At 43.5% G+C, this 11,982-nt stretch carries 13 protein-coding genes; 3 read left to right on the top strand and 10 right to left on the bottom strand.

The window, feature by feature from the left end; translation table 11 throughout:
- Positions 1–7 precede the first annotated feature (7 nt).
- The 5 genes from GO495_RS10325 to GO495_RS10305 form a co-directional block, all read right to left on the bottom strand.
- Positions 8–1,099: a chorismate mutase gene (locus GO495_RS10325; RefSeq protein WP_089782902.1), complete on the bottom strand. Its 1,092-nt coding sequence runs from the start codon at positions 1,097–1,099 to the stop codon at positions 8–10.
- A 6-nt stretch (positions 1,100–1,105) separates the two neighbouring features.
- Positions 1,106–1,948, bottom strand: coding sequence for a prephenate dehydrogenase (locus tag GO495_RS10320; protein ID WP_157299597.1), 843 nt, complete (start codon positions 1,946–1,948; stop codon positions 1,106–1,108).
- Complete coding sequence (locus GO495_RS10315) at positions 1,945–3,111, bottom strand: pyridoxal phosphate-dependent aminotransferase (protein WP_157299596.1); 1,167 nt, start codon at positions 3,109–3,111, stop codon at positions 1,945–1,947. Before GO495_RS10315 ends, GO495_RS10320 begins: the two co-directional genes overlap by 4 nt.
- A gap of 1 nt (position 3,112) precedes the next feature.
- Complete coding sequence (locus GO495_RS10310; protein WP_157299595.1) at positions 3,113–3,937, bottom strand: prephenate dehydratase; 825 nt, start codon at positions 3,935–3,937, stop codon at positions 3,113–3,115.
- A gap of 560 nt (positions 3,938–4,497) precedes the next feature.
- Positions 4,498–4,731 carry a hypothetical protein gene (locus GO495_RS10305; RefSeq protein ID WP_157299594.1) on the bottom strand — a complete coding sequence of 78 codons (234 nt, stop codon included), beginning with the start codon at positions 4,729–4,731 and terminating at the stop codon, positions 4,498–4,500.
- A 466-nt stretch (positions 4,732–5,197) separates the two neighbouring features.
- On the opposite strand from GO495_RS10305, the gene GO495_RS10300 reads away from it, so the two are divergent.
- Positions 5,198–5,767, top strand: coding sequence for an RNA polymerase sigma factor (locus tag GO495_RS10300; RefSeq protein WP_338075395.1), 570 nt, complete (start codon positions 5,198–5,200; stop codon positions 5,765–5,767).
- 39 nt (positions 5,768–5,806) lie between these two features.
- Positions 5,807–6,874, top strand: a complete 1,068-nt coding sequence (locus GO495_RS10295; RefSeq protein WP_170302657.1) for a S1C family serine protease — start codon at positions 5,807–5,809, stop codon at positions 6,872–6,874.
- An 81-nt stretch (positions 6,875–6,955) separates the two neighbouring features.
- Here GO495_RS10295 and GO495_RS10290 read toward each other — a convergent pair whose 3' ends face one another.
- From GO495_RS10290 to GO495_RS10275, 4 genes are all read right to left on the bottom strand, one after another.
- Positions 6,956–7,684 carry a carboxypeptidase-like regulatory domain-containing protein gene (locus tag GO495_RS10290; protein WP_157299592.1) on the bottom strand — a complete coding sequence of 243 codons (729 nt, stop codon included), beginning with the start codon at positions 7,682–7,684 and terminating at the stop codon, positions 6,956–6,958.
- Positions 7,685–7,839: 155 nt separating this feature from the next.
- A complete protein-coding gene (locus GO495_RS10285) occupies positions 7,840–7,989 on the bottom strand; it encodes a lmo0937 family membrane protein (RefSeq protein ID WP_157299591.1) in 150 nt (49 codons plus the stop codon).
- Between the two features lies 1 nt (position 7,990).
- Positions 7,991–8,176, bottom strand: coding sequence for a CsbD family protein (locus GO495_RS10280; RefSeq protein ID WP_089782894.1), 186 nt, complete (start codon positions 8,174–8,176; stop codon positions 7,991–7,993).
- A gap of 72 nt (positions 8,177–8,248) precedes the next feature.
- Complete coding sequence (locus tag GO495_RS10275) at positions 8,249–9,199, bottom strand: aldose 1-epimerase (protein WP_157299590.1); 951 nt, start codon at positions 9,197–9,199, stop codon at positions 8,249–8,251.
- A 150-nt stretch (positions 9,200–9,349) separates the two neighbouring features.
- Between GO495_RS10275 and GO495_RS10270 the strand changes: the two genes are divergently transcribed.
- Positions 9,350–10,594, top strand: a complete 1,245-nt coding sequence (locus tag GO495_RS10270) for a glycosyltransferase family 87 protein (RefSeq protein WP_157299589.1) — start codon at positions 9,350–9,352, stop codon at positions 10,592–10,594.
- Positions 10,595–10,648: 54 nt separating this feature from the next.
- On the opposite strand, the gene xylA is transcribed toward GO495_RS10270, so the two are convergent.
- Positions 10,649–11,977 (bottom strand): xylose isomerase, encoded by a 1,329-nt coding sequence (xylA, locus tag GO495_RS10265; RefSeq protein ID WP_157299588.1) that lies wholly within the window; start codon positions 11,975–11,977, stop codon positions 10,649–10,651.
- Positions 11,978–11,982: the final 5 nt, after the last annotated feature.

The raw sequence follows: 11,982 nt of genomic DNA, 5'->3' as shown, positions 1-11,982 counted from the left end.
GTTAGGTCTATTTGTCTTCGTTCATCACTCTATTCTGTCTGTTGATAGATTCCAGGTGAACCGCATCGAAGTATTTCAGGATGAAATCTTTTGTCAGGCCCAGTTTCTCACCTTTGGCAATACCACGTTCCAGGATCTCGTTCCAGCGATTGGTCTGTAAGATGGTAACATTGTTCTCCTTCTTGTATATACCGATCTTTTCAGCAATCTTCATACGGTTACCGAGTAACAGCAGGATCTCATCATCTATCTGGTTGATCTGACCACGGAGTTTGTCCAGCGCAGAGTTGAATTCTTTCTTGTCTGTGCGTTCATGACGCCATACAAGACCATCCAGCAATTCTGCCAGTCTTTCCGGTGTGATCTGTTGTTTTGCATCGCTCCATGCGTTATCCGGATCGATATGAGATTCTATCATCAGACCATCGTAATCCAGGTCAATAGCTTCCTGGGAAACTTCCTGCAGAATGTCACGACGACCGCTGATATGACTAGGATCACAGATCATAGGCAACTCAGGCATACGGCGTTTCATTTCGATAGGCAGGTGCCACATTGGAGCATTACGGTATTCAGTATTACCATAGCTGGAGAAACCACGGTGGATCAATCCTATTTTGGTGATACCGGAGTTACGTACACGTTCCACAGCGCCGATCCACAGTTCCAGATCAGGGTTGATCGGGTTCTTGATCAATACAGTCGTATCCACACCTTTCAGTGCATCAGCCACTTCCTGTACAGAGAAAGGATTTACAGTAGTACGGGCGCCAATCCAGAGGATATCAACACCATGTTCCAGTGCTTCTTCCACCTGTTTGGCAGTCGCTACTTCCACCGCCAGGGGTAAACCTGTCAGGGCTTTTGCTTTCTGTAACCAGGGTAAACCTTTCACACCGATACCTTCGAAAGAACCGGGGCGGGTACGGGGTTTCCAGATGCCGGCGCGGAGGATGTCCACTTTACCGGTTTTAGCCAGGCGCTGTGCTGTTTCAAGTACCTGTTCTTCGGTTTCTGCGCTGCATGGACCGGAAATGATCAACGGCTTCTTATCTGAAGTCGGATCGGAGAATTTTGTTTTTGCAAGTATCTGTTCCATATGAACTTATTTCAGGATTTTTTTTATCTTATTTGATTTCTGAATGAGCTTATAAAAAGTATCGTAATCTTCATCTTCCAGCAGCTGTTTCATTTGCTGCAACTGGTGAATATGTTCTTCCAGCACGTCCAGCACATTGTTACGGTTATGCTTGAAGATAGGCACCCACATATCAGGAGAGCTCTTTGCCAGACGCACCGTAGATTCAAAACCACCACTTGCCAGTTCAAAGATGCGTCCCTGCTCCTTCTCCTTTTCCAGTACCGTCAGCGCCAGTGCAAAAGAAGTAATATGGGAGATGTGTGATACATAGGCCGTGTGCAGATCATGCTCCACTGCATTCATATATACGAGACGCATCTGTAATTTGTCTACCATATTTTCTATCACTTCCAGCGCATCTTCGTCACTGTTCTTTACATCACACAGCACCATTGTTTTCTGCGCGAAGAGATTCCGTATAGCTGCTTCCGGACCGGAATACTCCGTGCCGGCCATGGGATGGGCCGCCACAAAGCGCCCTCTCTTTGGATGACCGGCAACGAGTTGCAATATTTTTTCTTTTGTGGAGCCTACATCCATGATTACATGGTTAGACGCCGCACTATCCAGTATGGAGGGCATTACTTTCAGCAATGCATCTACCGGTATCGCCAGGATGATCAGTTCGGAACGTTGCATCGCATCTTCCAGAGAAGCGCCTTCATCAATGATCTGCAATTCTTTTGCCTTCTGCAGATTGCTTTCATTCTGATCCACGCCGATGATCCAGTTAGCTATGCCCTTTTCTTTCAGGCTGATAGCCAGAGAGCCTCCTATTAAACCTGTTCCTACTATCGTTGCAATCATGACTTAAATTTTGATTGAATCCTCTCCAGCACTTCATCAAACACCTTTTCATCCTTACAGAGGCTTACTCTTATATAACCGTTACCGTTACTGCCGAAGATACCGCCCGGCGTGATGAACACCTGTGTTTTCTGCAGGATCTCATCTGTAAGGGAAAAACCATCTTTTGCGGTAGCAGGGATCTTTGCCCATACGAATAATCCTACCTGGTCCTTATCAAAAGTGCAGTTCAGCAATTCTAATAACTGAAATACTTTATTACGGCGGCCTTCATATATTTTATTCAGGTCGGCATACCATTCAGGGCCTAGTTCCATTGCTTTTACTGCAGCCATCTGTAATGGCTGGAACATACCGGAGTCCATATTGCTTTTGAAACGCAGTACTTCGCTGATCCATTCCTGCTTACCCACCAACATACCTACGCGCCATCCGGCCATGTTGGAAGATTTACTGAGCGAGTTCAGTTCCAGTACCACTTCTTTAGCACCAGGTGTTTCCAGCAGGCTTTGTGGCTGTTTGTTCAGGATAAAGCTATAAGGATTATCGTGGCAAATTAAGATATTATGCTGCTGGGCAAACTGTACCAGTTTTTCTGCAAATGCAGCATTGAAGCGGGCGCCGGTAGGCATATGCGGATAGTTTACCCACATCAGTTTTACCTTGCTCAGGTCTTTTTTAGCCAGTGCGTCCAGGTCGGGCAGCCAGCCATTCTTTTCTTCCAGATCGTAATCCACAACGGTAGCACCACTCAGGTTTACGGCAGAACGGTAGGTAGGATATCCCGGATTAGGCACCAGCGCCTCATCTCCTTCCTGCAGGTAGGTCATGCAGATATGCATGATCCCTTCTTTGGAACCGATCAGCGGCAGTACTTCCTTTTCAGGGTCCAGTTCAACACGATAGTAGCGTTTGTAGAACGATGCAATTGCCTGACGAAGTGCCGGAATTCCTTTATAGCCCTGGTAGGCGTGGGTATCCGGTTTCTGTGCCTGCTCATTTAATGCTGCTATCACAGAGGGATGAGGAGGAAGATCAGGGCTGCCTATACCGAGGTTAATCACCTTAGCACCTGCCTTGTTCATCTCATCTATCTCCCTGAGTTTTTTGGAGAAGTAATATTCTTCCGTTTGCTGCAACCGTTTTGCTACCTGTAAGTTCATATTAGTGTGTGTTACCTTTCTTATAAATACCCAGTACTTTCAAATGTTCTGTCAGTGATTCAATTTTATTCACTGCACTTTGAAAATGTTGCAGGTCGTCAAATTCAAAATCTGCGTGGAAGTAGTAGTTCCATTCCTTTGTAGGCATTGGGAATGATTGCAGTTTGCTCAGGTTGATACCTGCTGCAGCCACCTGTGTCAATACTTTGGCCAGGCTACCTCTTTCGTGCGTTGTCTGAAAATAAACGGACGCTTTATTGGCATCTTCCTCTAGTTCTACCTTGTTAGGGGTGATCACCAGGAAGCGGGTATAATTATTTTTGATGGTGTGAATGTTGGGAGCAATGATCTCTAATCCGTAGATCTCTGCGGCCAGTTTACCAGCGATAGCGGCGGTACTCTTCAGCTTTTTCTGCTGTACATGTTTCGCGCTGAGGGCAGTATCTTCTGTTTCCACCAATTTCATGTTCGGGTACTTCTCCAGGAAATCGGAGCATTGCAGCAATGCCATGTAATGTGAGTGTACTTCCCGGATATCTTCCAGTTTCTGACCAGGCAATACCATCAGGTGTTGTTTGATCTGAAGATATACTTCACCAATTACGTTAAGGCCGGAGTTCTTCAGCAGACTGTAATTCGGAAGAATACTTCCTGCGATGGAGTTTTCTATCGCCATTACACCTGCATCAGCAACCTGCTGTTGTTTCGTTTTTTTCACCAGTTCTGGAAAAGAAGCACAGCATTCAATTTCTATGTTCTTGCCAAAGTACCCCTGAGCAGCTATCTGATGAAAACATCCCTCAAAACCCTGGATCGCGACGCGCATTTTTAATTTGTTTGATTTTGAATTTGTTAGTTGCTACAGCAACTACTAATTAAATTGAAAAAGGGCCCCGGTGGAGCCGGGACCCTTTTAATTTGCAACTATTTCATTTCTGCAGTTATTACAAAAGAGTCCCGGCCTTTACGACGTAAAAGAAGTAAAAGAAAAAATAAAAGTAAGAAAGGCTGAAACGGTGTAACATATGCTTCGAATAATGTATAAACAAAAAAGACCTCCTTATTCAGGAGGCCTTTTGCTAGTTTCTTTATATTGTTAAGTACTTACAAAACGACCTCCTATTTCTGGTACCAGAAAAAGTAGAAACCATAAAAGTAACCAAAGGTCGTTTGCTGTATCATGTTAGCTTAATTGCCCGACAAAAATACGCCGGGATTTGAATTGTCCAAGCACCTATGTAAAAAATTATATTCTATCTAATAAATCACCTTAAATTCGATCATTTATTCAAAAACACTCGTCCAAACTAGCTTAAACAAAAAAAACCGTCCCAAGACCAAGTCCGGGACGGTATATAAAAGCCGTTAATTTGCTTACCAGTAAAATTATTTCTTCTTGGTAGTGTCAGCAGCAGCTTTAGCAACGCTATCAACGGTTGCTTTAGCAGAATCAACTACAGCACTAACTGTAGAATCAGCAACTGCTTTAGATGAATCGATTGCTTCAGTTGCAGCATTTGCAGTTGAATCAGTACCTTCGCTAGAACCATTACCACCGCAAGAAGCTACAAATACACCCAGAGCCAGAGCTAAGAAACCAATTTTCAGGAAATTCTTCATTTTAATTATTTTTTTAGGTTTTGAAATAATGTTTATTCTTTATACCCTGTTTTGGAAAAGGTAACCCAAGATTTTAAAAAAAATTTTTAAACCCTTCATTTTTAAGGCATTCTCTTTACAACCACTCCCTTAATAAACTTATATCAGCAACAAAACACCATTGAAAAGTCCTGCTGAAGGCTCATTCCTTCATCACTCCTATATCATTCCACTGGCATTCCTATATCCAAACGATATAGGAATGATGAAAGAATGCCGAAGGAATGGGCTTTCCATGATGAAAGGATATAGGATGCTGATCTTAATCACAGGGTTTTCATTACGTTTTTAGTCAGCTCCACCCCTTATTGCGATAAAATGACTGAGGCCGCCGTAATCATATAGATGATTTCAGGGATATTGATTTGGGATTTGGAATTATTTTCTGCTACTTTGGGTTACCAAAGCCAAATAATAGTATTAATAAGTGAAGCACAATCCGAATATAGAAAGGGATAGGGAGTTATTGCTGGGATTAGCCCGTAATGATGATAAAGCACTGTCTACCATTTATAAGGAGAACTTTCCCTCCGTATTAAGAATGGTTTTGCAGTACAGAGGTAGTGAAGATGATGCGAAAGATCTTTTCCAGGAAGCAATGATCATATTGTTTGAGAAAGTGCAACAGGGAGAGTTTGATCTCTACAGTAAGTTGAAAACCTTTCTGTACTCCATCTGCCGGCACCTGTGGCTTAAAAAGCTGCAGACAGGTAATATGTCGCTTGCTTTACCGGATGAACTGGAAGAAGTGCTGCCCGTTGAAGATACTATCGACGAGCACGTGAAAAAGGACGAACAGTTCAGGATCATGGAACAGGCCATGTCTGGTATGGGAGAACCCTGCAAGACGATACTCGAGGATTATTACATCAGGAAAATGTCCATGCAAGACATCTCTGAAAAATTCGGGTATACCAATGCAGAAAACGCCAAGAATCAGAAGTACAAGTGCCTCATGCGTTTAAAGAAACTATTTTTTGATCAATATAAATCTTAAGACCTGAGCAATCAGTTCTTTAAAAGTAGGTTACAGGCGATGAATGACATGACATTAATACGTGATATAGAGCGCTACCTGGAAGGCGATATGAGTATGCAGGAAAAAGCTGCATTCGATGCGTTACGCCAGTCTAATCCGTTAATAAACGAGCAGGTACTTGCCCACCAGCAGTTGATCCAACAGCTGGAAGGTTATGGCCGCCGTGTAGCACTGAAAGAGAAACTGAACCATATTCATGCTTCCCTTGATATGGACACCATGAAGGCCTCTCCGAAGGTAATATCCATCAGCAGAAGAATGCTGACCAACCTGGCTGCTGCTGCCTGTATCGCACTCATCACGTCCCTGTCTACCATCGCCCTGATGCAGAAAGCTACCAGGCAGAAAACGACCGCTCAATACGAAGACGTACGTCGCGTACTTAATAATATACAGCGCTCTCAGAATGCGCTGATCAATGACTTCAACAGCAAAAAGAAAGCGCCTGCCAATCCTGGTACTTACGGCGGGACCGGCTTCGCCATCTCCAATAATGGTTATCTCGTTACCAACTACCATGTAGTGGCCGGCGCAGACTCCATTTACATCCAGAGTACCAAAGGTGAAGTATATAAAGCTACCAGTGTATTTGAAGATATCTCCAGCGATCTCGCTATCCTGAAGATCACCGACAGCTCTTTCCGCGGACAACCCGTACCTTATACATTAAAGCCACAGGGCGTTCCCCGCGGTGAATACGTATACACCTTAGGTTTCCCACGCGATGAAGTAGTGTACGGAGAAGGTTATATCAGCGCACAAACCGGTTTTAACGGTGACACCACCGCTTACCAGGTATCTATTCCTGTAAACCCGGGTAACAGCGGCGCTCCTTTGATGGATAATAAAGGGGATGTTGTAGGTATCGTTACCGGCAAACAAACTACCTCAGACGGTATTGCTTTCGCAGTAAAAACAGCTAACCTGAAACGTTTGCTGGAAGAAATGAAAGATAAACTGCCTAAAAAGGAATGGAATCACAAGAGCCGCATGGAAGGTTTAACCCGTGCGGAACAGATCAGGAAAATGGAAGATTTCGTATACCTGGTGAAGGTATATAACTAATATATTTTTTTCTATTGGCCTCTGCATGCTAACGGCCACGCTGGAAACAGGGTGGCCGTTGTTTATATATGGGTATATAACTTATTTCTTCTTCGCCCACGCCTTGTATTTATCCGTAATCCAGTAAATAAAATCTTCCTGGTTCAACTCACGTAACATATTATAATCCGGATAGTTATCCTGCATAAAATGCGTCAGTGAATCCCCTTTCAGACTCGTTACACGACTCACGAATAATGGTGTGAACCGGGAATCAATGTATTTCTGCATCTCTGCTTTGGCATAAATCTTCTTAAACTCCCTTTTCTGCTTTTCCTTGCGGGAATAACGGGTAAACGGACTGAATACAATGCCCGCTCCCTGTGGTGTATTATCCCCTGCCAGCTTATGGTTAGGCAAATCCAGGATATACCCGAACTTCTCTCTCCTCTCCAGGGAATCCGCCTGATAAGGCGTATACCGCGAATTCACCTCCACACCATGCAGCTGCTTCGCCTCTATTACCAGGGCGATCTCCCGGGTTTCCGTACCTGTTACCTGGGAAACAGTAATACTATCAGACTTATACCCTATAAAAGAGAATACAATGATATCCCGTGCATTGGCAGCAATCTTATAAAAGCCCCCTTTATCAGAATAGGTCCTTTTACCAGTGCTTTTGTTGAAAATGCTTGCATAAGGCAGTACCAGTCTGTTGTCTTTATCAACGATACTACCTGTTACAGTAACCTGTGCCTGTACCCGTACTGCCAGCATAAGCATGCTGCAACAGCTAACGAGGAGAAATGTCACGATCCCTTTTGTATTCATAATTTGGTCCTTGATTCTTGTGATTGTTCAACACCGCCTTCCTCACATTGTTCAATATTGGGTTAAGGTAGAAAATGCCCGTCGGTTTACAAAAAAATCCTCCCGGGTACCGGAAGGATTCGCAAATTATTACCATAATTTATCTCATTTGTTACTTATCTGGACGATCTGATAATCTGTAAAATAATAGCTATGATCGCTATTACCAGCAGCACATGTATTAAACTGCCGGCCGAGTACACAAATACACCCAATAGCCATCCAATGATAAGTATTACTGCAATGAGATAGAGAAGATTTCCCATTTTATGCAGATTTAATTAATTTAATCACTTCGTCTCTGGACTTACCCAATTTCTGCTGGATCTTACCAATAAGACGATCTTCCTGACCTTCTTCATATAACAGATCATCATCAGTAAGATCTGCATATTGTTGCTTGATCTTTCCTTTTAACTCGTTCCAGGTTCCTTTGATTTGTAAGGTATCCATAAAATAACTTTTTTGGGTGAACTAATAGTATACCCTTAAAGTTCCAAAGACTGTGCCAACGGCCACCTGTATTTACCACGCAGTAGCTATAATAGCTGTGCTGAACTCCCTGCTTTCCCCTGCCGGCAAGGTTATCAGTCCCATTCCATTGTTAAATGCATTGGGCGCTCCTGTAAGGTTCTCTATTGCAATACTGTTGCGGAGGGGTGGGATATATATCTGTAAAATGGGATAACAGGTACCCGGGTAAAAGGTAATATCCACCTGCTTATGTGGGTCGCGAAGCAGGCACAGGGGTGCGTGTTGCGTAAAATCCAGCATAAATGAGTTATCCAGGAACTGGTCAGACAAGCTGGTCAGTGACGCAAACTTATTGAATGGCAACACTTTACCTGTAGGTACCAGTTGCGCATTAAATTCCACTATCTGGGTTGATGCAAACTGCAATTCCAGTTCATCTACCGGGGTGCCGGTGGAGAAATACGGATGCCAGCCATCCATCAACGGAATCTCTTTACCTGATAAATTACTGATGATCGTATTGATACTTAACTGTGAACCGGGTTGAAGACTGTATTGCACCTCGCAATTGTATGGAAAAGGATAACCCGCATCCTGCCCCTTATACTCATAAGACAACGTTAACACGGCCCCATTCTTATCTGCATGCTGCCCGGTTACGGTAAAAGCTGCATCATACAGTAATCCATGAATAGCACTGCCCGGAGACACTGTTTTTGAGATCGTGTATTCCTGTTCTTTCCAGGAGTATTTACCTATAGGGATCCTGCAGGCAAACGGACTCAGTTTCGCACTTTTGAAATATTCAGGCTGATTGGTCCGATAGTCCTGCAAACTGCTGTAGCTGTCAATAATATTCAGTAACCCCGAATTGTGCGGGATTTTGAAAGCATGCAGTAACGCCCCGTGAGCAGGAATGATCTCTACCTGTGTACCGGTCTTTTCGTCGGTAAGAGCAATGATCTCAAAGCCCGCCTGATTAAAAGTATGAATGGAAAACATGTATGTAAAATACAAAAAAAACGGAGGGTGCAGGATATAGCAGGATACAACACAAAAAATCAGGTGTAATCCTTATCTGGTAAAGATTAATATATTTTTCACCCGACAATAATGACTTTTAAAGTATATTTACCCGCCTATTATATTGCTATGAAATACAATAAGTATTTGAATTTTGCCTTACTGATTATTGCTGTATTCTATGCCATCCGTTCTGCATCTGAGGGTCACGACTTTGAAGTGTTTGTATATGCCGGTGGTAAGATCCTGAAGGGACAGAATATTTACACCCCTCCATTTGTACAGAATCTGCAATACTACTATAGTCCGCTGTTTGCATTGCTATTGTCTCCCTTTTCCTATTTTCTTACAATTGTTCCGCAATTATTATGGATCACCTTATCCTATTTTCTTTTATACAGGATCTGGAACCTGTCAAAGGAATATTTTGATGTATCTGTACTTAGTCCGAAGCAAATGCGGTTGTGGCTGATATTGTCCGCATTCTTTGCCCTCCGTTTCATATTAATTGATATCGGATATGTGCAGATGACCACACTGATGCTCTGGGCTACATTGGAGAGCATAAGACTTATCAGACGTCATCACTATATCCTCGGGGCAGCATTGCTTGCCTTTGTTATAAATATCAAACTGCTGCCGCTGCCATTTGTAGCGTATCTCATTTACCGTAAGGAATTCAAAGCCGTACTCTTTATAGGTGTATTTTACCTGGTCTATCTTTTCCTCCCTGCATTCTACCTTGGATGGCAGGGGAACCTGGACCTGGTACATCAATGGTTTGCTATCATAAATCCGTTAAACAAAGAATGGACGGCAGAAGTGGAAGACGGCCCAAGCAGCCTCGTAGCCCTGATACCCGTTTACCTGATGGAGACACAGGGTACTATGCCTTTTAAAAGGAACTTTGTCAATCTTCCGTTTGAGCAGGTAATGATGATATTGAATATCGTCCGGTTGGCAGTAGTACTACTTTTCTTTGCATTCTTAAGAACACTGCCATTTAGAAAAATAGAAACCGGTATACGCCAGTACTGGGAAATGTGCTACCTCTTTTTAGTGATCCCATTACTCTATCCGCATCAGCAACAATATGCATTTTTGTATACAGCCCCTGTATTCATCTACCTGAGTTACTATTTTATAGTCAACTGGACTGTTGTTAAAGAAAGGATGAATATCTTCCTGTGGATATTGCTGGGGATAGCAGTAGTAAGTTTCACGCCTATCATCGGAAGAGATGTTATTTCAGGATATGCCTACGAAGTTTTATTACACTACAGAATATTACCAATGGCCGGAATGCTGTTTATTCCAGTATTGCTGATCTGCAAACCAGATCATCTTCTGAAACGGTCCGTTACTACGGCTTAAAATAAAAGAAGGCTGCCCTGGGGCAGCCTTCTTTTATTTTCAATTCAACAAATGCTAAATGTACTGATTGATCATATTCTCCAACCACTCCTGCTTACCGCTGATCTGCTTAGGCTCACCATTAGCAATGGCAAAATTACGCAGGTCTTCCAGTGTCAGTTTCCCTTCTTCAAATTCCTTACCCTTACCGCTGTCGAATGAAGCGTAACGTTCTGTGCGGAATTTTTTGTAAGGAGATTCATTCAGCATTTTCTCAGCGATGATCGCTGAACGCGCGAAGGAATCAATACCACCGATATGTGCGTAGAAGATATCTTCCAGGTCAGTAGAATTACGGCGTGTCTTTGCATCAAAGTTTACACCACCGCCGCTGAATCCACCTGCTTCCAGGATTACCAGCATTGCTTCTACCATATCGTTCAGGTTCATCGGGAACTGATCGGTATCCCAGCCATTCTGCTGGTCACCACGGTTCGCATCAATACTACCCAGGAAACCATTGTCGGCAGCCACCTGCAGCTCGTGCTGGAAAGTATGACCGGCCAATGTTGCGTGGTTCACTTCGATGTTCAGTTTAAAATCTTTATCCAGACCGAAATGACGCAGGAAACCAATTACGGTAGCGCTGTCATAATCATACTGGTGTTTGGTAGGCTCGCAAGGCTTAGGCTCAATGAAGAACGTGCCTTTAAAGCCCTGTTTGCGGGCGTAATCACGCGCCACTGTCAGGAAGCGTGCCAGGTGTTCCTGTTCACGTTTCATGTTAGTGTTCAGCAGTGTCATATACCCTTCACGACCGCCCCAGAATACGTAGTTCTCACCACCTAAAGCGATAGTTGCATCCAGTGAATTTTTCACCTGAGTACCGGCATAAGCCAATACGGAAAAATCAGGATTGGTAGAAGCTCCGTTCATGTAACGCGGATTGCTGAATACATTCGCAGTTCCCCACAGCAGTTTTACACCACTGGCTTTCTGTTTTTCTTTTGCGTAATCAACGATCTGCTGCATACGGCTTTCATATTCTTTGATAGTAGCGCCTTCATCTACAAGGTCTATATCATGAAAACAGTAATACGGTACGCCCAGTTTAGTGATAAACTCAAAAGCAGCGTCCATTTTGTCCTTGGCACTTTGAACTGCATCGGGAGCTACCAGCCAGGGGAAAGACTTGGTACCCGGACCAAAAGGATCTCCGCCGGTCCCGCAGAACGTGTGCCAGTAAGACACCGCAAAACGGAATAATTCCTTCATCGTTTTACCACCGATTTTTCTGTTCTCATCATACCATTTGTATGCAAATGGATTGTCTGACTGAGGTCCTTCATAAGCGATCTTACCAATGCCTTTGAAGTACTCCTGATTGCCTAAAGTAATGCTCATTGTAA

The organism is Chitinophaga oryziterrae (assembly GCF_009758125.1).
Taxonomy (GTDB): Bacteria; Bacteroidota; Bacteroidia; order Chitinophagales; family Chitinophagaceae; genus Chitinophaga; species Chitinophaga oryziterrae.
Note: the sequence above shows the minus strand (reverse complement) of the source record. Positions and strands in the feature narration are given on the sequence as shown.

Coding starts and splice junctions, on each gene's coding strand:
- GO495_RS10325 (WP_089782902.1), bottom strand. CDS start 1,099: ATGGAACAGATACTTGCAAAAACAAAATTCTCCGATCCGACTTCAGAT.
- GO495_RS10320 (WP_157299597.1), bottom strand. CDS start 1,948: ATGATTGCAACGATAGTAGGAACAGGTTTAATAGGAGGCTCTCTGGCT.
- GO495_RS10315 (WP_157299596.1), bottom strand. CDS start 3,111: ATGAACTTACAGGTAGCAAAACGGTTGCAGCAAACGGAAGAATATTAC.
- GO495_RS10310 (WP_157299595.1), bottom strand. CDS start 3,937: ATGCGCGTCGCGATCCAGGGTTTTGAGGGATGTTTTCATCAGATAGCT.
- GO495_RS10305 (WP_157299594.1), bottom strand. CDS start 4,731: ATGAAGAATTTCCTGAAAATTGGTTTCTTAGCTCTGGCTCTGGGTGTA.
- GO495_RS10295 (WP_170302657.1), top strand. CDS start 5,807: ATGAATGACATGACATTAATACGTGATATAGAGCGCTACCTGGAAGGC.
- GO495_RS10290 (WP_157299592.1), bottom strand. CDS start 7,684: ATGAATACAAAAGGGATCGTGACATTTCTCCTCGTTAGCTGTTGCAGC.
- GO495_RS10285 (WP_157299591.1), bottom strand. CDS start 7,989: ATGGGAAATCTTCTCTATCTCATTGCAGTAATACTTATCATTGGATGG.
- GO495_RS10280 (WP_089782894.1), bottom strand. CDS start 8,176: ATGGATACCTTACAAATCAAAGGAACCTGGAACGAGTTAAAAGGAAAG.
- GO495_RS10275 (WP_157299590.1), bottom strand. CDS start 9,199: ATGTTTTCCATTCATACTTTTAATCAGGCGGGCTTTGAGATCATTGCT.
- GO495_RS10270 (WP_157299589.1), top strand. CDS start 9,350: ATGAAATACAATAAGTATTTGAATTTTGCCTTACTGATTATTGCTGTA.
- xylA (WP_157299588.1), bottom strand. CDS start 11,977: ATGAGCATTACTTTAGGCAATCAGGAGTACTTCAAAGGCATTGGTAAG.